The sequence below is a fragment of the Pseudomonas sp. G11 genome (assembly GCF_029457515.1).
Lineage (GTDB): Bacteria > Pseudomonadota > Gammaproteobacteria > Pseudomonadales > Pseudomonadaceae > Aquipseudomonas > Aquipseudomonas gorinensis.
Genome location: NZ_CP120377.1, coordinates 4,863,675 through 4,886,591, shown reverse-complemented (window position 1 = coordinate 4,886,591; position 22,917 = coordinate 4,863,675). Strand labels below are relative to the sequence as shown.

Sequence of the window (22,917 nt, the reverse complement as noted above, 5' to 3'; positions counted from 1 at the left end):
GCTCCTTAGCGCGAGGCTTGATTGTTGGGGGCACGCTTGGCGTTAAAGCTCTTGTCGAAGCCCTGGGACACGTCGATGTGCCTGGTCAGCAGGCCTTCTTGTTGGTAGGTGTCGGCGGTGGCTTGCAGGCCACTGATCACGCTGTCGTCGATCAGCACCGGGCTCAGGCGGGTCTCCTTGGCCACGGCCACATGCACGGCCAGCGGCAGCCCGGTGATTTTGGCCTGGGCGGCGGCGTACTCGTTGGGGTGGGTATTGGCCCAGGCGTAGGCGCGGTCGACGCGGGCGACAAAGTCGTCCAACTGCGTGCGCTTGTCGGCGATCGCCTGGCTGGTGGCGGCAAGGTACAGGTGGTTGCTCAACAGCGTGTTGCCGCTGGCCACGATCCGCGCCTGGCTTTGTGAGGTGACCACCGTGGTGTAAGGGTCCCAGGTCGACCAGGCGTCGACGGTGCCGTTATCCAGCACCAGGCGCGACTCGCTGGGCAACAGGAAAATGAACTGCACATCCTTGGTGGTCAGGCCGGCCGTGGCCAGGGCCTTGATCACCAGGTAGTGGCCGATGGACCCGCGTCCGGTCACGATTTTCTTGCCCTTGAGGTCGGCCACTGTCTTGATCGGCGAATCCTTGGGCACCAGCAGGGCGGTGGTGTTACGCCCTTCGGCGTGGATGATACTGACCACCTTGAGCGACGCTCCGGCCCCCAAGGCAAACACGTAGGGTGCGTCACCCAAGGCGCCGATATCCACGGCCCCGGCATTCAAGGCTTCGCCCAGGGGCGAAGCGGACGGGAACTCCGACCACTGGATTTCATAAGGCACGTTTTTCGCCTCGCCCGAGACTTCCAGCAGCGTCTTGATCGTCGATTTCTGGTTGGCCACCCGCAGCGGTTGCAGGTCGGCGGCGTGGGCGCTGGTGGCCAGGCCAAGGGCCAGGGCGGTGCTCAGGAGCAGGCGCTTGAATGGGGTAGTAAAGACCATGGGATGCAGGCTCCAGGCAGATCAGAAAAAAGGTTTGGCTACCTCCGCCTGGAGAAGGGGTCGGTGAGGAGTTCACGTTATGCTCATAAAAACATACTGTGAAGTTCTTTTTGGTTATATGTTAATTATTAAAATAACTGATTATGTGTTTATTGATTATTCTAAAATTGCATGGATTAACCCTGAGGTGGATGCGGTCCATGTGGGAGAGGCGGTGCGACGATTCGACTTGCTTCCTCCCACAGGGATCTGTGCCGGGTATGGAAAAGTGATCAGATCACATAGAACCCATGGGTGCCGTCGCGGGCCAGTTGGTCGACTAAACCGAACTCCCAGTCCAGGTAGGCCTGCATGGCTTCCTTGGGGTTGTCCGTGCCTTCGTAAGGGCGGCGGTAGCGGTCGATACGCGGTGAGGCCAGGTGGGTTTCACCTTCTTCCAGCGGCAGTTGCGCGTTGATCCAGCCAGCGGTGCCGTCTTGCAGCAAGAACACTTGCTTGCCGGTGATGGCCTCGACTTCGGCCACGGCCAGGCGCGCCAGTTGGCTGCTGCCGCAGGTCAGCACGTAGCGCTGGGCGGCCGGCACCTTGGCCAGCGCCTGGGCCAGTTGCGCGCGCAACACCCACCAGGCACCGGGGATATGGCGCTTGACGTAGTTGGCGCTGGCGGTGAAATCCAGTACCGCCGTGTCGCCATGGGCCAGCCACTCGGCGAGGGTGTGCGGGCTGATCAGTTCGGCCTGGGGCGGTGCGGGCACCGGCGCGACCCAGGCGCCATGCTCGCTGAAATCTGCGGCTTGCAGGCCGTCCAGCACATGCACTTCCCAGCCCAGTTGGGCCAGCCATGAAGCCGACATATTGGCGCGCACACCGTCATCATCGACCAGTACCAGGCGTGCACCGCGCACGCTGGCAACGTGATCGGTTTCCTGCACCAACTGCCCACCCGGGGTCGAGCGCGCGCCGCGCAGGTGGCCGGCTTCGAATTCCTCCGGGGTGCGCACATCGAACAGGTAGGTGGTACGGGACGCCTGCTGTTGCCAGCGCTGCAGGTCGGCGAGGGTGGCGCGGCCGACGCGGGCCTTGTCAGCCACACGCCGCGCATCCGCGGCGGCGACCTGGCGGTGGGCTTCCGAGGTCGGGGCAAAGCGTCGCGACTGACCATGGGCGAGCTTCTGCCCGGCCAACGTCCAGCCGATGGTGCCGTTGCGCAGGGCCGAGACCGGGTTGGCCACGCCGGCGTTGATCAGTGACTGCGTGCCGATAATGCTGCGGGTGCGTCCGGCGCAGTTGACGATGATGCGGGTGGCCGGGTCCGGCGCCAGCTCACGGACGCGCAACACCAGTTCGGCACCCGGCACGCTGATGCCGGTGGGGATGCTCATGGTCTGGTATTCATCAAAACGGCGCGCGTCGAGCACCACCACATCGGCTTGGCTGTCGAGCAGCGCCTGCACGTCTTCAGCGGCCAGGGACGGCGTGTGACGCTCACTTTCGACCAGCTCGCCAAACGCCTTGCTCGGCACGTTGACGTCGATAAACAGCTCGCCACCGGCCTTGCGCCAACCGTCGAGCCCACCCTCGAGCAGGCTGACCTGGGTATAGCCCAGCGCGAGCAAACGTTCGGCCGCGCGGGCGGCCAGCCCTTCACCGTTGTCGTAGACGGTGACCTGGGTATCCCGGCGCGGAATGCGCGAGTACACCTCAAGCTCCAGCTTCGACAGCGGGATATTCGCGGCGAACAGGGGGTGGGATTCGGCAAACGGTGCTTCTTCGCGCACGTCTACCAGGGCGACTTCTTCACGGTCCAACAGGGCCTGGCGAATCTGGGCGTAGCTGCGGGTGGATACGGTGCTCATAGGGCGGGGCTCTTTTCTTTGGACAAATCCCAGATATTCGGGAGGAAGGCATTGGAATAGCCGGAGATAAACAGTTTCTCGCTGCCGTCGGGCTGGTACACCGCGCGGCGCACGGCACCGATATTGGCGCCGTACACATGAATGCTGATCGACACTTGGTCGCTGTGGGCATTGCTGACTTGATGGATGTCGCCGATCTTGGGCGATACCGCCTCGACCTGGCCCGGCACCAACTGGACCGGCTTGCCTTCGGCGACCAGGCGCCCGTCGGGCGCGCGCTCGAAGCCCTGGGAAAACTCCGCACCGCGCAACATGCCGATCAGCCCCCACACCCGATGGTCATGAATCGGCGTGCTTTGCCCCGGCCCCCACACAAAACTGACGATGCTGAACCGCTGGCGCGAATCGGCGTGCAGCAAAAATTGCTGATAGCGCTCGGGGTCGGGTTGGGCGAATTCATCGGGGAGCCAGTCGTCATGGCTGACCAGTTGCGCCAGCAGCTTGCCGCCACGGTGCAACAGGTCGCCTTCGCGTGGATTGCCGTCGATCAATTCCGCCAGGGCGCCTATGAAGGCTCTGAGTCTCTCGGGGTGCTTGGCTTGGGTCATGACAATTCCATCGGATACGTTTGATAGGAATGGGTTGATGGGTTTATATAAGCATAATGTTTATAGTTAATATGCTATTTTTTAATGATTAGCTTATAGCTGCAGGTAATTTAGAACCGGTCTGAATAGCGTTAGACGTTATCGATCACACGCTGGGCTATCCAGATAATCGTCCTGCAACTATGCTTTGCACACATCTTAATGACTGTTCTCTATGTGCGGCCCAAATGAAAATTGACGATATCGATGCCTTTGTCGAAGTGATTCGTTGCCAGTCCATCAGCCATGCCGCCGAGTCGTTGCAACTGACCCAGCCGGCCATCACCCGCCGCGTGCAGAACTTCGAGCAGGCGCTGGGCGTGGAGTTGTTCGACCGCAACACCAAGCCGCTCAAGCCTACGTTGATCGGCACCCGCGTCTATGAACAGTGCCGGTTGATCCTGCGCGAGATGGACGCCCTGCGCGAATTGGTCGCCACCGACGCACCGCCCACCGGCCTGTTACGCCTGGGCGTGCCGCAGACCATTGGTGACGTGGTGCTGCTCGATGCACTCAAGCACCTGCGCAGCGAATACCCCGACTTGCGGGCCCAGGTCGCCACTGGCTGGGGCAGCCAACTGGTGGGCAAGATCGAGCGCGGTGAGTTGGACGCGGCGGCGGCCCTGTTTCCGGCGGGCAAGGTTTTCCCCGACAACGTGGTCGGCGAGTCCATCGGCAAGATGGAACTGGTGGTGGTCTGCGCCAAGGCCCAACTGCCGAAGAAGCCCTGCAAGCTGGCGGACGTGTACCAGAACGGTTGGATCCTCAACCCGGATGGCTGCGGTTTCCGCGCCGGTTTGCAGCGCACCTTGTCCGATCAAGGCCTGGCCCTGCGGGTCAACCTGGAGACGTTCGGCACCGAGCTGCAACTGGGCCTGGTGGCCGACGGGTTGGGCCTGGGCTTGGTGCCGCGGCCTTTGCTGGAGCGCAGTGCCCACCGCGAGCAACTGGCGGTGATGCCGCTCAAGGATTTCAAGCCGGTGATGGATTTGTGGCTGATCTACCCACACTTCCTCGGTAACTTGCAGGGGCCGGTGGACGCGTTTGGCAAACTGGTGGCGGCGTCCCTGCATAAGATCCGCAACGCAGCCTGATCCATGTGGGAGGGGGCTTGCCCCTGATTGCGGTGTATCAGCCAGCTCGTCTGTCGCTGACCCACTGCCGTCGGGGGCAAGCCCCTCCCACATTTGCTTTGTGTTGGTGGTGTGGGTGTTATGAAAAAAAATAATAATTAGCTTAGATTAAAATGTGCTTTTTCTTATTTTTTTCCATCCCCTAGGCTTGCTTGGAAGTCCTTAAGGCCATCCAGGAAGTTTTGCCATGAGCAGCGTCACCCCGATTTCCAGCGTTTCCAACCATGTTCGCCAGCGTGTCACTCCCGAAGAATGGGACGTGCGCGTCAAACTGGCCGCCGCTTACCGGCTGGCGGCCGTGTATAAGTGGACCGACCACATCTACACCCACTTCTCCGCCCGTGTACCGGGGCCGCACGAGCACTTCCTGATCAACGCCTTCGGGCTATTGTTCGATGAAATCAGTGCCTCCAACCTGGTCAAGGTCGACCTCGACGGTACCATCGTCGACGACCCTACCGGCTTGGGCATCAACTACGCCGGCTACGTGATCCACAGTGCCATCCATGGCGCACGCCACGACCTGCACGCTGTGTTGCATACCCACACCCGCGACGGCATTGCGGTGTCGGCGCAGAAGGACGGCTTGTTGCCGATCTCTCAGCACTCCATCGGCTTCTCGGGGCGTGTGGCTTACCACGGTTACGAAGGCGTGGCCCTCGACCTCGACGAACGTGAGCGCCTGGTGGCCGACCTGGGCGACAAGAGCGTGATGATCCTGCGTAACCATGGGCTGCTGACCGCGGGTGTCAGCGTTGAACATGCGTTTCAACAGCTGCAACAGCTGGAGCGTGCGTGCAATATCCAGGTCGCGGCGCAGGCAGCGGGGAATGCGGAGTTGATCTTCCCGCCGGCTGAAGTGGTGGCGAAGGTCGAGCAACAGGCCAAGGCGTTTGCCAGCGGCGAGGGGCCGGGTGTGGCGCGGCATTGGAATGCGCTGATTCGGCAGTTGGAGCGCAACGATACCGACTATAAGAACTGATCCGGAGCTCGGTGAAGATCAAAGTGTGGGAGGGGCGGTGCGACGATTCGATTTGCCCCCCGATAGCAGTGGGTCAGTGACAGATGAGCTGACTGATACACCGCCATCGGGGGCAAGTCGAATCGTCGCACCGCCCCTCCCACCTTGGTTTTGTAGTGGTTGTCAGGCGACTTTCTGCTCGCGTTCAGCAATCAGCTGGCGGGTGAGGGGGATCAACCGCTTGCCATAGTCGATCGCATCGTTGAGCGGATCAAACCCACGAATCAGGAAGGTGGTGATACCGAGGTCGTAATAATCTACCAAGGCCTCCGCAACTTGCTCAGCGGTGCCCACCAACGAGGTGGAGTTACCTTGTGCGCCCAGCAACCCGGCAATCCCAGTCCACAAACGCTTATCCAGTCGCGCCCCCTGCGCCGCCGCCGCGAGCAAGCGGCGTGAACCTTCGTTTGGCGGTTCACGCCGCACAAAACCGTTCTTCTGCGCCAGCGCCGTCGCCTGCTGCAAGATGCTCTCGGCCCGCGCCCACGCCAGTTCCTCGGTCTCGGCGAGGATCGGCCGCAACGACAGGCTGAAGCGAATCGTGCGCCCGTGCCTGGCCGCTTCAGCCCGCACCTGGGTCACGATTTCGCGCACTTGCTCATAGGTCTCGCCCCACAGCGCGTACACATCGGCATGTTTGCCTGCCACTTCAATCGCGGCCTTGGAGGAGCCGCCAAAGTACAGTGGGATATGCGGCTGTTGCGGTGACTTCACCGCAGAGTGCGCGCCCTCCACCTGGTAGTAAGTGCCGGCGAAGTCGAAGGGCTGTTCGCTGGTCCATTCCTGGCGCACCACGCTCAGGTATTCGTCCGTGCGCGCGTAGCGTTCGTCCTTGCCGATATGGCTGCCGTCGGCGCGCAGTTCGCGGTCGTCACCCCCGGTGATGATATGCACGGCGGTACGCCCGCCGTTGAACACATCCAGGGTGGCGAACTGGCGCGCTGCCAGGGTCGGTTGGGCAAAGCCGGGGCGGTGGGCAATCAGGAATTGCAGTTTTTTCGTCACGCTGGCCGCATGGGAGGCGATCAGCGTGCTGTCCGGGCTGTTGGAGTGGAAGGCCACCAGGGCGCGGTCGAAGCCGGCCTCTTCGTGGGCCCGGGCCACGGTCTCCACGTAGTCCGGTTGCAGGGTCGGGCCGCTGCGCGGGTGGATCTCAGATGCGTGATGGCCACCGATATAGCCGATGAATTCAATGCTCATGGTCTGTCCTTGTCGAGTACGGGGTTAACACCTCCACCGGGCAGGGGGTCGGTTATTCGCGTCCAAGGTAGGGGCAGGGGCGGGGCCTGTAAAATGCCGATTGGTTCTAACCTAATTATTAAAAAATAGAATCATAAATTGCATGGTTTATCAGTAATTTGCATTTTTTTATGGGTGCCCCAGAGATTTTCCATCCATAAGCGCTTTAGTCCGACCCAAGATAACGTTGTCATTTTTCCGCACCTCAGGTCTGATGGGCGCGGGAAATATGATGGTATAGGTCAGCTATTCATGCGGGAACAACTTGCACACTATGGCGGTATTACCGTCATGATTCCGGCTGCACTGATGATCGCTGTCTGGTTATGGTATTCGGCACCCCAGGCGTTCAAGTGGTGGATAATCACGGTGGCCTCCACGTATTCAATCGTGGCCTTCAGCAAGTTACTGTTCAAGGGCTGGGGTGTCTCGTTTCAAACCCTCGACATCGCCGTGCTCAGTGGGCATGCGATGAATACGTGCCTGATGGTGACGGTGGCATTAAGTTTGATTGCACGCCAGTTCAACTATGCCTGGCGCTGGCCAGCGACGCTGGTCGGATTGAGCCTGACCGTTGGGTTCAGTGCTTATTGTGTCGCGCCTTATATTCACCCGCTGAACGAAGCACTGGCCGGTGCCTTATTGGGGGCTATCGCTGCGGTCGCTTTTCTATGGCGAATAGACGTTGTGCGCGTCAATGTATCGCCGTCGCTGATCGGTGGTGGGTTAGTCTTCCTTTCGTTATGTGCGCTGGTGCCTAAGTACAACGCCGAGACTTTGCTCAACCACGTCGCCGTGACGGTCTCGGGGGCGCAGCAGGCGCATCAGGAGCCGGCCTGGCGCACCGTCTCCCGGCACATAAAGGCCGAATAGGCCGCCAGATCCAGCGCCAGGTTGCTTTCCACCAGCAACTGCAACAACACCGTCTGCGAGTTGAAACGTCGCTGATTGCCCTGGCGCCGGGCACCGTTCATTTGCTTGAACAGCGTATGGGTTACCGCCTGCGGCGGGCTGCCCTGCAGTTGGTCCAGCCAATGGGAAATCGTCTGCGTATTACGCGAGCGTTGTCCCGCTCCCAGCGGCTCGGTCAGGGCGATGCCGACAAATGTTTCGAATACCTGGGTCAGCTTTTTCAGCGCATAGGCACGCCTTAAATGAACGTACGGGTTCATGGGCGCTCCTCGGTGCCGGAAATATTCGCCAGTAATTCGGCGGTCTTGGCTTGCATGAAGTGACTGTCACCGCGACTTTCCACGCACAGGCACACCGACAAGGCGTTATTGACTTGCAACTTGAAACGCCAATCGGCAAATACCATCGACAATCCGGAACCGCTTTCGTCGACATCTAAAGAGTTGCTGGCGTACAACACTTGCATGCGCTCGACAACGGTGCTCGGATTATTGACGTCGACATGAATATCTCCCGAAGAAGGGAATAGGCCAATACGCTCTACCAGTAACTTTGAACTTTTCATGGCCGTCCCTCGCTGCTGTGTTCAAGTGGCACTTTATTATGAAGATGCGCAAAAGTAAGGGAATGTTATTTTTAGTCGGTTATTGCCGTGGGTGTTATTTATTGTCCTGCTCGATAGATGGTCGCACTCTGTCAGCTGTGATCATAATTACACGGTCGCAAGTTGCTTGTTATTTAAAGATGGAAATAAGGTCATCCCTTTGCCGATTAATTACTGTGCGGTGCGTGGGAGGTTGCCTTGTTTAAAAAGATTTTGATCGTGTGCATCGGCAACATTTGCCGTAGCCCTACTGCGCAACAACTGCTGGGCGCCGCACTTGAGTCCTCCGGGATACAAGTGAGTTCGGCGGGCCTGGCGGCCTTGCGTGACCATCCGCTGGAGCCCACTGCAGGCCAGGTCCTGCAGGAACACGGGCATGTTCCCCTGGCGCACAAGGCGCGCCAGCTCAGTGTCGAGGCCGTGAGCGAGGCGGACCTGATCCTGGTGATGGAGCAACGACACATCGACGGTGTGCTCAGCCTCGCTCCCGAGGCCCGGGGCAAGGTGTTCCTGCTGGGCAAATGGCAGCACGAACGCGAGATCAAGGACCCCTATCGACAGGGCAAGGCCGCCTTCGTGCAGGCCTATGCCCTGATCGAGCAAGCCGCACAGGCCTGGGCACAGCGCCTGGCGCGCTAGCGCCTCCTTTTATGATTGCAAGGACGAAGACTCGATTTATGTATTCACCCCAGAACGCCTCCGCTGACAGCCCGCACCGTGACGAGATCGATGTACTCGGCATGTTGGGCACCCTGATCGATCACAAATGGCTGATTGCCGGGATCACCGGCACCTGCATGTTGATCGGCGCGGCCTACGCCATTCTGGCAACGCCGGTGTACCAGGCCAACGCCTTGATCCAGGTGGAACCGAAGAAAAACGACATGCTCGGTTTCTCCGATGTGAGCAGCCTGTTGGGCAAGGAATCGCCGGCGGTGACCGAGATCGAACTGATCAAGTCGCGCACCATCATCGGCAAGACCGTCGACACCCTGAAGCTGGACATCACCATTACCCCCCAACATTTCCCGTTGATCGGTGGCTTCATGGCCCGGCGTTATGTGCCCGACACCCCGGGCGATGTCGCGCCGCCGCTGTTCGGTATCAGTCGCTACAGTGCCGGCGGCGAGCGCCTGAGCCTGGCGAAGCTGAAGCTGCCGGCCGGGTTGCTCGGTACTACCCTCGTGCTGGTGGCTGGCGAAAACCAGGGCTACCAACTGTTTGACGAGGATGACCAGCAGATCGCCGCTGGCCGCGTCGGCGAGCCGTTTGCCTCGGGCGACGTGGAGGTGCTGGTCGAAACGTTGCGGGCCAACCCCGGCGCGCGGTTCAAGATTGTGCGCAAGCCGCGCCTGGACGCGGTGGCCGATTACCAGGACCTGCTCAATGTGGTGGAGCGGGGCAAGGAGTCGGGGATCATCAGCCTGACGCTGGAGAGCACCCACCCGGCGCTGGCGGTCCGCACGCTGAATGAAATCTCCAACCTGTATGTGCGCCAGAACGTCGACCGCACCTCGGCCGAGGCGGCGCAGAGCCTGTCGTTCCTCAATGACCAATTGCCCCAGGTACGCCGCGACCTGGAGAAGGCCGAGAACGCCCTGAACCGCTTCCAGACCCGCAGCAAATCCATCGACATCAGCCTCGAAGCCAAGGCCGTGCTCGATCAGGTGGTGGCCCTGGACACCGGCATCTCCGAGCTCAAGTTGCAGCAGGCGGAAATGGACCGCAAGTTCACCCGTCAGCACCCGGCTTACCGTGCGTTGCTGGCCAAGCTCGACGAGCTCAACGGCAAGCAGGCGCAATTGACCAAGCGTGTTGAAGGCCTGCCCAGCACCCAGCAGGAACTGTTGAGCCTGACCCGTGACGTGCAGGTGGGCACCGAGATCTATACCCAGTTGCTCAATCGCTCCCAGGAACTGGACGTGATGCGCGCCGGCACCGTGGGCAACGTGCGCCTGATCGACAGCGCCGACGCCAACATCAGCAAACCCGTGGAGCCGCGCAAGGTGATCGTGGTGCTGCTGGCCATGTTGCTCGGCGGCATGCTTTCGGTTGGCCTGGTGCTGGTCCGCAGCCTGCTTAACCGTGGCCTGGAAAACCCGGATGACATCGAGAAACTCGGCTTGCCGGTGTATGCCTCGATCCCGTTCAGCCCCCTGCAAAAGGCCGAGGAAACCCACGCCGCCAAGAGCCGCTCAGTCGCGCCCTCGCTGTTGGCCGTCAATCATCCCCATGACCTGGTCATGGAGGCCATGCGCAGTCTGCGTACCAGCCTGCATTTCGCGATGCTGGAGGCCAAGAACAACCGCTTGATGATTTCCGGCCCCAGCCCGGAAGTGGGCAAGACCTTTGTTTCGGCCAACCTGGCAGCGGTGGTTGCCCAGTCCGGGCAGCGCGTGTTGCTGATCGATGCGGATATGCGCAAGGGCTATTTGCACAAGATGCTCGGCAAGTCAGTGGAGATCGGTTTGTCCGACCTGCTGGTCAAGCGTTGTGAGTTGCAGGAGGCGATTAAAACCACCGATGTGGCGCAATTCGATTTCATCGGCCGTGGGCAGATCCCGCCCAACCCCTCCGAATTGCTGATGCACCCCAATTTTGCCGCGTTGCTGGCCGAAGTCAGCGAGCGCTATGACCTGGTGATCATCGATACACCGCCGCTGCTGGCCGTGACCGATGCGGCTATCGTCGGCCGTCAATCCGGTACGAGCCTGCTGGTGACCCGTTTTGGGGTGAACTCGGCCAAGGAAGTCGAGCTGACGCTGCGCCGCTTTCATCAGAACGGTATCGAGCTCAAGGGCGCGATCTTCAATGGCGTGGAGAAACGTCGTTCCGCCAGTTACGGCTACGGCGATTACGGCTACTACCACTACGCCTACCAGTCCGACAAAGCCTGACGACCATGAGCAAGGTTCTGGAAAAACCGATGCGGGTACCGCGTTCATTGTCGAACCGGTTTCGCCTCAACGTCTTGAGCTATGGCTACACGCAACTGGTGACGCTGGCGGCGCAACTGGTGCTGGTGCCGTTCTTCCTGCACGCCTGGGGCACCGGGCGGTATGCCGACTGGCTGGTGCTCACCGGTATTCCGTCGATGCTCAGCCTGCTGGACCTGGGGGTCGCCCAGGCCTCGGCTACCCGCGCCACCTTGCTGGCCAGCCAGGGCGACGTGCCCGGCGCGCGCCGCAGTGTGCAGACCGCATTGGCGTTCACCTTGGCGGTGGTCGGGCTGGTGCTGGTGTTTGCCTTGACCCTCGGTCAGTGGATCGACTGGGTCGGGCTGCTCAAGCTCAAGAGCCTTGACCCCGGCCAGGCGAGCCTGGTGGTGCTGTTCATGTCCGGCTACCTGTGTACGCGCTTGCTCGGCGGGCCGATCGAGGCGTGGTTCCGGGTGATCGACAAGACTGTCGGCGGGGTTTTTATCATGGCCAACCGCAGGACCCTGGATATCGTGCTGTCGATCGTGATCCTGATGCTGGGCGGTTCCGAACTGCAATTGGCCCAGGGCATGTTCTTCAGCCAGGTGCTGTTCCTGGTGCTGGTGACCGTGTTTGTGCGGCGCATTTCGCCGTGGCCGCTGCTGGGCCTGGGGTGCGCCTCGTGGGGCGAGTTTCGCGGCATCTGGAAGCCCGCGGTGGGCAGTGCGGCGATCCCCTTGGCGCAGTTGATTACCCTGCAAGGCGGCCTGCAACTGCTCAACCAGATCGCCGGTCCGGCGGTGGTGGTCGGCTACACCATGGCGCGTACGTTGATGCGCTTGATCATCCAGTTGGGCATCACCTGCAGCAATGCCCTGACCCCGGAAATCTCGCGGCTGGCCGGGCGTGGCCAATTTGACGAAGCGCGACGGTTCACCCAGCGTGCCAGCTCCCTGGTACTGGGCGTGTGCGTGCTGGTATACGGCGCCGGCATCTGGGCCGGACCCCAGGTGATCAGCCTGTGGAGCCACGGCCTGGTGCAGGTTGACCGGCTGTCATTGGCGCTGATCGGTGCCCACACGATCTTGAACGTGGCCTGGTTCATCCTGGCGGCGATGCTGATCTCCACCAACCGCCATACCCGCACCTCGGTGATCTACGCCCTGAGCAGCCTGGCGGCGTTGCTGCTGTGGATGCTGTGCCAGGCGCGCATCGACCCGTTGCTGGGCGCCGCGTTGTTGCTGGCCCTGCCGGAGCTGGTGGTGCTGGTGTACCTGCGGCTGATCAGCAAAGTGCAGTTCGCCGGGGAGGTGCAACCATGATGTTGTCCCAGGCACGCCTGACCCTGTACCTGCCGCTGACGTTTTTCGCCTTGCCCCTGGCCCTGAGCAACAACCTGTCGCAGCCCTTGGCATTGCTGTTGCTGATGCCCTTCGTGGTGTACGCGGCGCGCGGCTTTACCCGGGCTGCGGCGTTGCTGGCGCTGGTGGTGGCCTCCAGTGTGTTGCAGGTGCTGGTCTCCAGTGGTTCGAAAATTTCCCTGTACCAGTTCCTGCGTTCCGGCATTCCGTTTTTCTATTTTGTGCTGCTGTTGGCCGGCTACAGCTATGCGCTGGCCAACGTGGAGAAAATCGCCCGTGCCCACAGCTTCAACTATCGCCGCATCATCGAACGGGCGATCTACATTTTTGCCCTGGGCCAGTTGCTGCAAGTGAGCCTGTATGGGGTCGGCATCGACCTGACCAACGCCGCCTCCAAGTCCAGCGATGAGGTGGGCCGGATCATGCTGTTCCCCACCAGCTCGGCGGTGCTGCTGTTTTTCTACGCCTGTTGCCAGCGCAAGATCGCCTTGATGCTGATCCTGGCGGTGACGCTGCTGGCGGCCGGCTCCAAGACCATCCTGGCGGCGATGGCGGTGATGATCCTGTTGTCGGCCATCACCCAGCGCAAGCTCAAGTCCCTGGCGGTGCTGGTGGTGGCCATCGGCGCCCTCGGGACGCTGACGTTTTACGCCAGCCCCCTGGCGGTATCGCGCTTTGCCACCTATCTGTTCGAGGAGAAGGGCGAGGATGTGACGCGTGCCTTCGAGATCTCCCATGCCAAGGCGTCCTTCCTGGAGAACCCGGCCACGGTGTTTCTCGGCAACGGCCTGGCCAAGCAATTGACGCCCGGCGTGCCGACCAATGACGAGCGCTGGTTCGAGAACTCCAAGTTCGATATCGAGAACGGCTATTGGGGCGTACTCGCCAAGCTCGGCGTGGTCGGTGTCGTGCTGTTCGGCCTGCTGTTCAGTGCGTTGCCGCGTAACCCGGTGTCGCTGTCGGTGGGCGCGATCCTGCTGATTTTCTCGTTCAAGACCAGTTACCAGTTCTTCACCACCTTTGATGGCAGCTACTTGCTGGTGTGGTCGATGTTCATCGGCCTGCTCAACAAAGCCGCGCCAGTACGCCAGGCGGTGTCCCTGCCTGCGCTTCCTACACACACCTTATTAAGACAGGCTGGATCATGAACGCACCTGCACGCCCGATCAGGGCCGGGATACTGACGTACCATTTCAGCGAGAACTTCGGCGCGGTGCTGCAAGCCTATGCGTTGCAGCGTTGGCTGCAACAACAGGGCCTGCAGGTCAACCTGATCAACTACCACCCGGCCTACGTGGAGGACGGCAGCGAGCTCAAGCAACTGCTCAACCCGCGCAACTTCAAGGCCAATCTCAAGGCCCTGTACTTGAAGACCCTGGCCTTGAAAACCCGTGTGCTGGGGCCCAATGCGCAGTCGCGCCAGTTCGAGGCGTTCAAGACGCGCTTCCTGAATATCGAGGGGCCGCGCTATGTCCACGCCGACCAGCTCAAGCAGGCGGTGGCCGGCCGGCAGTTGTTGGTGGCCGGCAGTGACCAGATCTGGAACCCCTCGGGCCAGACCGGCCTGGACCCGGCGTACTTTCTCGCTTTCGATTGCGACAAGGCGATTCGGCGGATCTCGTACGCGGCCAGTTTTGGCAAGGAATACCTGGAGCCCGAATACCATGCCGAAGCCGAGCAACTGCTCAAGCAACTGTCGGCGGTGAGTGTGCGCGAGGAGAGCGGGGTGGCGATCGTCCAGCAGGTCTGTGGGCTGGCGGCGCAGTGTGTGCCCGACCCGACGTTGCTGCACCGCGACTACTCGGCGTTATTGGCCACCTCGACCCAGACCCGCAGCGGCCATGTGTTCTGCTATGCGTTGCGCACCGGCGTGGGTGTCAGGGACGTGGCCCAGGCGTTGTCGCGGCATGTCGACGGGCCGATCGTCTCGCCCTACAACGCGCACCGGCGCTGGCGCCAGATCGGTGAAACCGTGCAGGTCGGGCCACAGGACTGGCTCAAGCTGTTGAAAGAGTCGGCCTATGTGGTGACCAACTCGTTCCATGCCACGGTGTTCGCGATCATCTTCGAAAAACCCTTTATCGCCGTGGGCCTGCCGGGCAGCAAGGCATCGCTCAACGCCCGCGTGCGCAACCTGCTGGAGAAGCTGGAACTGTCCCAGCGCTTTTTGCCGGCCGACAACGTGGACCAGTTGCACAGCTTGATCGCCGCGCCGATTGACTGGGTGGCGGTGCGCGCCCGGCGCCAGGCGTTGCAGTTGGTGGGCGAACGCTACTTGCTCGAGCAACTGGCGGCGCTCAAGCCATGAGCGGCTTCGAACGCCTGAAGTACGTCGACACCTTGCCCCGCAGCAGCAAGGCCCGGCGCCTGCTATGGGGCGTGGTGTACCAGTTGCTGTTTCGGCCCACGCCACGCTGGATGCTGCATGGCTGGCGGCGCGTGCTGCTGCGCTGCTTCGGCGCCAAGGTCGGTGTCGGTTGTCGCATCGCACCCACGTGCAGCATCTGGGCACCGTGGAACCTGGAGATCGGTGACTTCACCGCCATCGCCGATGGGGTGGATGTGTACGCCATGGCGCGGATCACCATCGGCTCGAAAGTCGCGATCAGCCAGCGCAGTTTTTTGTGCACAGGTACCCACGACACCCGCAGTTTGCTGCGCCCGCTGGTGACACGCGAGATCGTGATCAAGGACCACGTGTGGGTTGCCGCCGAGTCATTCATTCATCCCGGTTGTGTGGTAGGCGAGGGCTGTGTGGTAGGCGCGCGCTCGGTGGTCACCAGCGACTTGCCGGCCTGGATGATTTGCGTCGGTGCTCCCTGCCGCCCCATCAAACCGAGAGACATCGCACAATGAAACAGGTAAAGCGCATGATGGATAAGACATGGAAGTTGATGTTTTTCTTCAGTGAATTCTTTCGCGACATGTTCACGTTTCTTCGCCACAACGGCTATTCGCCGTTGGCGAGCCACAACAAGAAGCTGTTCTACAAGATCCTGATCGAGACCCATACCGTCGAGAAAGGCTTGTCGCTCAAGGAGCCCAAGCCGCTGTTCGGCAAGGAGAAGATCAACGGCATCATTCATATGCTCAACGAGTACGACCGCACCTACTCGGCGCTGCCGCTGCAAATGGCCCTGGGCGCCTTCCAGGGTTACCTCGACCTGCATCGCGCCCTGGGTGTGAGCGATGACTTCCTGTTTTACCTGGATGCCTATGTCGAGCACCTCAAGCGCGACGGCACCCTGGGCAATGGCGGTATCAAGCGCGCCACGCCATGGCTGGGCAATGATGGGATGGACGCCAAGGCGTTCCTGCAATCGCGTTCCAGTTGCCGGATGTTCCAGCCCGGCAAGCTCGACAGCCGCTTGCTCACCTCGTTGGTGGAGCTGGCGCAGTCGGCGCCGTCGCAATGCAATCGCCAGTCGTCGCGGGTACACGTCTACCAGGACCGCGCGGTGATTGCGCAATTGCTCGAGTTGCAAGGCGGCTCGCGCGGTTTTGCGCAGTCGGTGGACAACCTGTTCGTGGTCACCTCGGAAGTGACCGCCTGGGGAGGCGCCGGCCAGCGTAACCAGCTGTACGTCGACGGCGCGCTGTTTTCCATGGGCCTGCTGCTGGCATGCCACGCCAATGGCCTGGGGGCTTGCCCGCTGAACCTGGCGATCCTGAATACGGTGGAAAAGAAAATCCGCGACGTGGGCGGCATCGAAGCCAGCGAGCGGCTGATCATGATGATCGCTGTGGGCAAACCCCTGGAAAGCCACTTCCGCGCGGCGCGTTCGCCACGCCGCCTGACCACTGAAATCCTGCAACTGCACGGTGGCTGAGATGAAACGTGAAACGGTCAGTGTGATCATCCTCACCTACAACGAAAGCCTGCATATCGCCCGCGCGATCGAGTCGGTGCGCGCCTTCAGTGACGAAGTGCTGGTGGTCGACTCGTTCTCCAGCGACGACACCTGCGAGATCGCCCGGCGCCACGGCGCCCTGGTGGTCCAGCATGCGTTCGTCAACCAGGCCAAGCAGTTCCAGTGGGCGCTGGACAACTTGCCGATCACTGGCAATTGGACGATGCGCCTGGATGCCGACGAAATCATCGAGGCCGACCTGGCTGAGCAGATCAATACGCAACTGCCGACACTGGACCCGCAGATCACCGGCATCAACTTCAAGCGCAAGCATATTTTCATGGGCCGCTGGGTGCGCCACGGCGGCCGTTACCCGTTGAAGATGCTGCGGTTGTGGCGCACGGGGCAGGGGCGCATCGAAGACCGCTGGATGGACGAGCACATCTCCGTGGCCCAGGGCCGCACCATCACCTTGGAAGGCGGTTTTGCCGACCATAACCTGCATGACCTGACGTTCTTCACCCACAAGCACAACCAGTACGCGACCCGTGAAGCCATCGAGGTGATCAACTCGCGCCTGGCCTTGTTTGCGGTGCGTCATGAGTTGAATGAAGGGCAGAGTTCATTCCAGGCCCGGCTCAAGCGCGTGGTGAAGAACCGCTTATATAACCGCGTGCCGTTTACCTTGAGTTCAACGGCGTATTTCCTCTGGCGCTACCTCATTCAGCTGGGCTTTCTCGATGGTCGCAGCGGCCTGGTTTATCACTTGCTCCAGGGCTATTGGTACCGATTCCTGGTGGGCGCCAAGGTGCTCGAACTGGAAACCGCGATTGCGCATTTAAACGATAAGGAAGCGATTATCCGCGAACTTTCAAAGTTGACCGGACATAACTTGACGCTGCCCACACAGCAGTAACTGAGCGTTTTTAACAAACACCCAAGTTCGGGTGTCGGCCTTCGCTCGCCTATTAATTGGGAGATAGACATGAAAAAAGTTGCGCTGATTACCGGTGTTACCGGGCAGGATGGCTCGTACCTGGCGGAACTGCTGCTGGAGAAAGGCTATGTGGTGCATGGCTTGAAACGCCGCTCTTCGTCGTTCAATACCCAGCGTATCGACCATATTTACCAAGACCCGCAAGCCCTGCATAAAAACCTGATCCTGCACTATGGCGACCTGGCGGACTCGTCCAACCTGACGCGTATCATCCAGCAGATCCAGCCCGACGAAATCTACAACCTGGGCGCCCAGTCCCACGTGGCCGTGAGCTTCGATTCGCCGGAATACACCGCCGATGTCGATGCCCTGGGCACCTTGCGCATCCTTGAGGCCATCCGCCTGCTGGGCCTGGAAAAGAAGACCCGCTTCTACCAGGCGTCCACCTCCGAGCTGTACGGGCTGGTGCAGGAAACCCCGCAAAAGGAAACCACGCCGTTCTACCCGCGCTCGCCCTATGCGGTCGCCAAGCTCTACGCCTACTGGATCACCGTGAATTTCCGTGAGGCTTACGGGCTGTATGCCTGCAACGGCATCCTGTTCAACCACGAGTCGCCGCGGCGCGGCGAAACCTTCGTGACCCGCAAGATCACCCGGGCGCTGACCAACATCGCCCTGGGCCTGGAGCAATGCCTGTACATGGGCAACATGGACGCCTTGCGCGACTGGGGCCATGCCAGGGACTACGTGCGCATGCAGTGGATGATGCTGCAACAGGAGCACCCCGAGGACTTCGTGATCGCCACCGGCGTGCAGTATTCGGTGCGCGACTTTATTCGCTGGTCGGCGGCGGAACTGGGCCTGCGCCTGCGCTTTGTCGGCGAGGGCGTGGAAGAGGTGGCGGTGGTCGAGCACATCGACGGCGACCTGGCGCCGGGCATCCTGGTGGGGGACGTGATCGTGCGCGTCGACCCCCGCTATTTCCGCCCGGCGGAAGTCGAGACGCTGTTGGGCGACCCGTCCAAGGCCAAGCAGAAACTGGGCTGGGTGCCGGAGATCAGCGCGCAGGAAATGTGTGCGGAGATGGTTCGTGAAGACCTCAAGATCGCCCAGCGCCATGCGTTGCTGCGCCTGCACGGCCACGATGCGCCGATTGCCGTGGAGAACTAAGCATGGCACGTGATCTGAATGCGCGAATTTTTGTCGCTGGCCATCGCGGCATGGTCGGCTCGGCCATCGTGCGTCGCCTCTGGGCCTTGGGCTATACGCAGATTCTCACCGCACGCCGCGATGAACTGGACCTGCTGGACCCGCTGGCGGTGCAGGCGTATTTCGCCGAGCAGCGCATCGACCAGGTGTACCTGGCGGCGGCGAGGGTCGGCGGGATACATGCCAACGCCACGTACCCGGCGGACTTCATCTACCAGAACCTGATGATCCAGGCCAATGTGATCCACGCGGCCCACACCCATGGGGTGTTCAAGCTGTTGTTCCTCGGCTCGTCATGCATCTACCCGGTGCTGGCGGCCCAGCCCATCACCGAGCAGGCGCTGCTCTCGGGTGCGCTGGAACCCACCAACGAACCCTACGCCGTGGCCAAGATCGCCGGGATCAAGCTGTGCGAAAGCTACAACCGCCAGCACGGCCGGGATTACCGCAGCGTGATGCCGACCAACCTGTACGGTCCTGGCGATAACTACCATCCGCAAAACAGCCATGTGATCGCCGGCTTGCTGCGCCGCTTCCATGAAGCGGTGCAGCACGGCGATGCCGAGGTGGTGATCTGGGGCAGCGGCGCGCCCCGTCGCGAGTTCCTCCACGTGGATGACATGGCGGCCGCCAGCGTGCATGTGATGGAGCTCAGCCATGAGCACTACCGCGAGCACACCGAGCCGATGCGTTCCCATGTCAACGTCGGCACTGGCGTGGACTGCACCATTCGCGAACTGGCTGAGACGCTGGCCCGGGTCACCGGCTTCAACGGGCGCCTGCGTTTCGATACCAGCAAGCCCGACGGTGCACCGCGCAAGTTGCTCGATGTGAGCCGTATCAACGCGCTGGGTTGGGAGGCCTACGTGCCGCTGGAGGAGGGCCTGCGCGATGCCTACAACGCGTATCTGGCCGCCCTCGAGCAGCCTCGGGGTCAGTGATGAAGATCCTTTTGTACGGCATCAACTACAGCCCGGAGCTCACCGGTATCGGCAAGTACAGCGGTGAACAGGCGCGCTGGCTGGCGAGCCAGGGGCACGACGTGCGGGTGGTGACGGCGCCGCCGTATTACCCGCACTGGCAGGTCGGCGAAGGGTACTCACCGTGGCGTTTTCGCCGTGAGCGGGTCGATGGCGTCACGGTGCTGCGTTGCCCGTTGTATGTGCCGAGCAAGCCCACGGCGCTGAAGCGTCTGCTGCACTTGATGAGTTTTTCCGCCAGTTCGTGCTTGGCGGTGCTGGGGCAACTGCGCTGGCGGCCAGACCTGGTGATCCTGGTGGTGCCCACGCTGTTTTGCGCGCCCCAGGCCCTGCTGTTGGCCAAGCTGAGTGGCGCCAAGTCGGTGCTGCACATCCAGGATTTCGAAGTCGACGCCATGTTTGGCCTGGGCATGGGCGGCAGCCCCTGGCTCAAACGCCTGGCCTGGGGCATTGAACGCTGGGTGTTGCGCCGCTTTGACCGGGTCTCGACGATTTCCAGCGGCATGCTGGACAAGGCTGCCGCCAAAGGTGTCGAGGCCCAGCGCCTGCTGTTCTTTCCCAACTGGTCGGAAACCGAACGTTTCCTCGATGTGCCGGCCGACCCCGCGCTGCTGCAACGCCTGGGCGTGCCGGCGGGCAAACAGGTGCTGTTGTACTCGGGCAATATCGGTGAGAAGCAGGGCCTTGAGTTGATCCTTGACGCCGCCCAGGCCTATGCCCAGCGTCCGGAGCTGGTGTTCCTGATCGTGGGGCAGGGCGCGGGCCAGGCCCGCTTGCTGGAGCGGGTACAGCGCGAGGGCATCCACAACGTGGTTTTCGCCCCGTTACAGGCCTACGAAGACCTGCCGGCGCTGCTCGCTTCGGCGACCGCGCACCTGGTGATCCAGAAGCGCGGCGCGGCGGACTCGGTGTTGCCGTCCAAGCTCACCAATATCCTGGCGGTCGGCGGCAACGCGATCATCACCGCCGACCCCGAGACCACCCTTGGCCGGTTGTGCGAAGCCCATCAAGGGATTGCCGTGTTGATCGAGCCTGAATCGGTCACGGCATTGAACGAGGGGATCGAGCAGGTCCTGCGGTTGCCGGTGCGCAACACCGTGGCGCTGAACTACGCCGGCGAATTTCTCGATAAAGAACGCATTCTTCAACGTTTTCTGGCACAGGTTTGACGCATATGTGGCTTGATTTACCGACCTTCAACACGGTCGTGGCGTCGACGCCGCTGGTGGCGATCGACTTGGTCGTGATGAAACCGGGTGGTGAGACGTTGCTGGGCCTGCGGGTCAACCGCCCGGCCTATGGCTTCTGGTTCGTGCCCGGTGGGCGAGTGCAGAAGAACGAAAGCCTGGACAGCGCCTTCCGGCGCCTGACCCAGGAAGAGCTGGGGCGCACGTTTGAACGCGCCACCGCGCGTCTTCTCGGGGTGTTCGAACACTTCTACGACGACAGCGTATTTGGTAACGCCGGCGCCGGGCCGAACACCCATTATGTGGTGCTCAGTTATTGCCTGACCCTGGCCGGCGACGACGACCTGCACCCGCCCACCGCGCAGCATCAGCACTACCGTTGGTGGCCGCTGGATGAGTTGCGCATCAGTCCACGTGTGCATGAAAACACCCGTGCCTATTTCTGACCCTCTATCAAAGGACGCCTTCATGTTAATACCGGTGATCTTGGCGGGCGGTTCGGGCTCGCGCCTGTGGCCGCTCTCACGGCAAATGAACCCCAAGCAGTTCCTGCGCCTGACCGATAAAAGCCTGTCGATGTTGCAGCAGACCATCGGCCGCCTGGACGGCGTGGATGTCGCCACGCCCCAAGTGATCTGCAATGAGCAGCACCGCTTCCTGGTGGCCGAGCAATTGCGCCAGTTGGATCTGGAACAGGCGACCATCCTGCTCGAACCCGTGGGGCGCAACACCGCACCGGCCATCGCCCTGGCGGCGTGCAAGGCGCTGCAAGCCGATGGTGACCCGATCCTGCTGGTGCTGGCGGCGGATCATCTGATCGATGATGTGCCGGCGTTTCATGCCAGCCTTGCGGTGGCGCTGCCCCTGGCCGAGGCGGGCAAGCTGGTGACCTTTGGCATCACGCCGACGTGTGCGCACACCGGCTATGGCTATATCGAACAGGGTGAGCCGGTGGGCGCGGGCGGTTTTGCGGTCAAGCGCTTTGTCGAGAAACCCGATGCGGCCACCGCCGCCGACTACCTGGCGCGCGGTGACTATTGCTGGAACAGCGGCATGTTCATGTTCCGCGCCAGTCGCTATCTGGACGTGTTGGCGCAGTTCCAGCCGGTGATGCTCGCCGCGTGCCGTGCGGCGCTGGCCGGTGGCAGCCAGGATCAACTGTTCACGCGGGTCGATGCCGCAGCATTTGCGGCCTGCCCGGATGACTCCATCGATTACGCGGTGATGGAAAAAACCCGCGACGCGATCATGGTGCCCTTGCAGGCCGGTTGGAGTGATATCGGTTCCTGGTCGGCATTGTGGGACGCCTGCGAGAAAACCGAGGCCGGCAATGTACTGCAAGGCGACGTGCTGCAACTGGATAGCCACAACACCTATGTGAACGCCGACAGCCGCCTGGTGGCCACCGTGGGGGTGCAGGACTTGATCATCGTCGAGACCAAGGACGCGGTGCTGGTGGCGCACAAGGATCAGGTCCAGCAGGTCAAGGCCATCGTCGACCAGCTCAAGTGCGACGGGCGTCATGAACACCTCAACCATCGCGAGGTTTACCGGCCCTGGGGCATGTACGACTCGATCGACAACGGCCACCGCTACCAGGTCAAGCGCATCACCGTGAAGCCTGGCGCCAAGCTGTCGGTGCAGATGCATCATCACCGCGCCGAACACTGGATCGTGGTCAGTGGCACGGCCAAGGTCACCAACGGCGAACAGACCTATCTGGTCTCGGAGAACCAATCGACTTATATCCCTATCGGCCAGGTGCATGCGCTGGAAAACCCAGGGGTGATCGCGTTGGAGTTGATCGAGGTGCAATCGGGCTCCTATCTGGGAGAGGACGATATCGTGCGCTTTGAAGACAAGTACGGCAGGGCGTGATGCTGTCTGACAATTAATAACATTTGCGCCGGTTATAAAACGTGTCGACGTTTAGTGTGTTCGTCTCAACGTCTTGATCTACGGGCGCCTTAACTGAAAAACGTTATTTTCAAATAAACCACAGTCAAACAACGGTTAATTAACCGGTAGTTGTATGGCTGGTGCACTGTTTAGTTGAATGGCACTATCCAAGCGTACTTCAGT

The 22,917-nt window shown here is 61.3% G+C and carries 22 protein-coding genes; 16 read left to right on the top strand and 6 right to left on the bottom strand.

Annotated features, from left to right (window positions below; all coding sequences use genetic code 11):
• Nucleotides 1–5: 5 nt before the first annotated feature.
• The 3 genes from P2T68_RS22410 to P2T68_RS22400 form a co-directional block, all read right to left on the bottom strand.
• Nucleotides 6–980: an ABC transporter substrate-binding protein gene (locus tag P2T68_RS22410; RefSeq protein ID WP_024074885.1), complete on the bottom strand. Its 975-nt coding sequence runs from the start codon at nt 978–980 to the stop codon at nt 6–8.
• A 272-nt stretch (nt 981–1,252) separates the two neighbouring features.
• On the bottom strand, nt 1,253–2,836 hold the full coding sequence (locus tag P2T68_RS22405; protein ID WP_277378293.1) for a rhodanese-related sulfurtransferase: 1,584 nt from the start codon (nt 2,834–2,836) through the stop codon (nt 1,253–1,255).
• Entirely contained in the window at nt 2,833–3,444 is a 612-nt protein-coding gene (locus P2T68_RS22400; RefSeq protein ID WP_102625725.1) for a cysteine dioxygenase, read from the bottom strand. The genes P2T68_RS22405 and P2T68_RS22400 overlap by 4 nt, the downstream gene beginning before the upstream one ends.
• 227 nt (nt 3,445–3,671) lie before the next feature.
• Between P2T68_RS22400 and P2T68_RS22395 the strand changes: the two genes are divergently transcribed.
• A complete protein-coding gene (locus tag P2T68_RS22395; RefSeq protein ID WP_069076435.1) occupies nt 3,672–4,577 on the top strand; it encodes a LysR family transcriptional regulator in 906 nt (301 codons plus the stop codon).
• Nucleotides 4,578–4,803: 226 nt separating this feature from the next.
• Nucleotides 4,804–5,598 (top strand): class II aldolase/adducin family protein, encoded by a 795-nt coding sequence (locus P2T68_RS22390; RefSeq protein ID WP_024074890.1) that lies wholly within the window; start codon nt 4,804–4,806, stop codon nt 5,596–5,598.
• A gap of 162 nt (nt 5,599–5,760) precedes the next feature.
• On the opposite strand, the gene P2T68_RS22385 is transcribed toward P2T68_RS22390, so the two are convergent.
• Nucleotides 5,761–6,837: an LLM class flavin-dependent oxidoreductase gene (locus P2T68_RS22385; protein WP_069076437.1), complete on the bottom strand. Its 1,077-nt coding sequence runs from the start codon at nt 6,835–6,837 to the stop codon at nt 5,761–5,763.
• A 291-nt stretch (nt 6,838–7,128) separates the two neighbouring features.
• Here P2T68_RS22385 and P2T68_RS22380 point away from each other — a divergent pair, with 291 nt between their 5' ends.
• Nucleotides 7,129–7,749: a hypothetical protein gene (locus P2T68_RS22380; protein WP_277378292.1), complete on the top strand. Its 621-nt coding sequence runs from the start codon at nt 7,129–7,131 to the stop codon at nt 7,747–7,749.
• On the opposite strand, the gene P2T68_RS22375 is transcribed toward P2T68_RS22380, so the two are convergent.
• Nucleotides 7,701–8,048, bottom strand: a complete 348-nt coding sequence (locus tag P2T68_RS22375; RefSeq protein ID WP_168233560.1) for a hypothetical protein — start codon at nt 8,046–8,048, stop codon at nt 7,701–7,703. The two genes, P2T68_RS22380 and P2T68_RS22375, sit on opposite strands and share 49 nt — an antisense overlap.
• The gene (locus P2T68_RS22370) at nt 8,045–8,353 is read right to left on the bottom strand and encodes a phosphomannomutase (protein WP_227496863.1); all 309 of its coding nucleotides are present in this window, start codon (nt 8,351–8,353) and stop codon (nt 8,045–8,047) included. Before P2T68_RS22370 ends, P2T68_RS22375 begins: the two co-directional genes overlap by 4 nt.
• A 237-nt stretch (nt 8,354–8,590) precedes the next feature.
• Here P2T68_RS22370 and P2T68_RS22365 point away from each other — a divergent pair, with 237 nt between their 5' ends.
• The 13 genes from P2T68_RS22365 to P2T68_RS22305 all read left to right on the top strand — a co-directional run bounded on the left by P2T68_RS22365 (nt 8,591) and on the right by P2T68_RS22305 (nt 22,713).
• Complete coding sequence (locus P2T68_RS22365; protein ID WP_069076441.1) at nt 8,591–9,031, top strand: low molecular weight protein-tyrosine-phosphatase; 441 nt, start codon at nt 8,591–8,593, stop codon at nt 9,029–9,031.
• Between the two features lie 38 nt (nt 9,032–9,069).
• The gene (locus P2T68_RS22360; RefSeq protein ID WP_069076442.1) at nt 9,070–11,289 is read left to right on the top strand and encodes a polysaccharide biosynthesis tyrosine autokinase; all 2,220 of its coding nucleotides are present in this window, start codon (nt 9,070–9,072) and stop codon (nt 11,287–11,289) included.
• 5 nt (nt 11,290–11,294) lie between these two features.
• Nucleotides 11,295–12,632 carry a hypothetical protein gene (locus tag P2T68_RS22355; protein WP_168233559.1) on the top strand — a complete coding sequence of 446 codons (1,338 nt, stop codon included), beginning with the start codon at nt 11,295–11,297 and terminating at the stop codon, nt 12,630–12,632.
• Nucleotides 12,629–13,819 (top strand): O-antigen ligase family protein, encoded by a 1,191-nt coding sequence (locus P2T68_RS22350; RefSeq protein WP_277378291.1) that lies wholly within the window; start codon nt 12,629–12,631, stop codon nt 13,817–13,819. The genes P2T68_RS22355 and P2T68_RS22350 overlap by 4 nt, the downstream gene beginning before the upstream one ends.
• Nucleotides 13,816–14,979, top strand: a complete 1,164-nt coding sequence (locus tag P2T68_RS22345; protein WP_069076445.1) for a polysaccharide pyruvyl transferase family protein — start codon at nt 13,816–13,818, stop codon at nt 14,977–14,979. The genes P2T68_RS22350 and P2T68_RS22345 overlap by 4 nt, the downstream gene beginning before the upstream one ends.
• A complete protein-coding gene (locus P2T68_RS22340) occupies nt 14,976–15,527 on the top strand; it encodes a putative colanic acid biosynthesis acetyltransferase (protein WP_277378290.1) in 552 nt (183 codons plus the stop codon). The genes P2T68_RS22345 and P2T68_RS22340 overlap by 4 nt, the downstream gene beginning before the upstream one ends.
• Before the next feature lie 14 nt (nt 15,528–15,541).
• Nucleotides 15,542–16,501: a nitroreductase family protein gene (locus P2T68_RS22335; protein WP_277378289.1), complete on the top strand. Its 960-nt coding sequence runs from the start codon at nt 15,542–15,544 to the stop codon at nt 16,499–16,501.
• Nucleotide 16,502: 1 nt separating this feature from the next.
• Entirely contained in the window at nt 16,503–17,438 is a 936-nt protein-coding gene (locus tag P2T68_RS22330; protein WP_069076448.1) for a glycosyltransferase family 2 protein, read from the top strand.
• Between the two features lie 69 nt (nt 17,439–17,507).
• Entirely contained in the window at nt 17,508–18,629 is a 1,122-nt protein-coding gene (gmd, locus tag P2T68_RS22325; protein WP_069076449.1) for a GDP-mannose 4,6-dehydratase, read from the top strand.
• A 2-nt stretch (nt 18,630–18,631) separates the two neighbouring features.
• On the top strand, nt 18,632–19,609 hold the full coding sequence (locus tag P2T68_RS22320) for a GDP-L-fucose synthase (protein ID WP_193690519.1): 978 nt from the start codon (nt 18,632–18,634) through the stop codon (nt 19,607–19,609).
• The gene (locus P2T68_RS22315) at nt 19,609–20,817 is read left to right on the top strand and encodes a glycosyltransferase WbuB (protein ID WP_069076451.1); all 1,209 of its coding nucleotides are present in this window, start codon (nt 19,609–19,611) and stop codon (nt 20,815–20,817) included. The genes P2T68_RS22320 and P2T68_RS22315 overlap by 1 nt, the downstream gene beginning before the upstream one ends.
• A 5-nt stretch (nt 20,818–20,822) precedes the next feature.
• Entirely contained in the window at nt 20,823–21,281 is a 459-nt protein-coding gene (locus tag P2T68_RS22310; protein WP_069076452.1) for a GDP-mannose mannosyl hydrolase, read from the top strand.
• 22 nt (nt 21,282–21,303) lie between these two features.
• Nucleotides 21,304–22,713: a mannose-1-phosphate guanylyltransferase/mannose-6-phosphate isomerase gene (locus tag P2T68_RS22305; RefSeq protein WP_277378288.1), complete on the top strand. Its 1,410-nt coding sequence runs from the start codon at nt 21,304–21,306 to the stop codon at nt 22,711–22,713.
• Nucleotides 22,714–22,917: the final 204 nt, after the last annotated feature.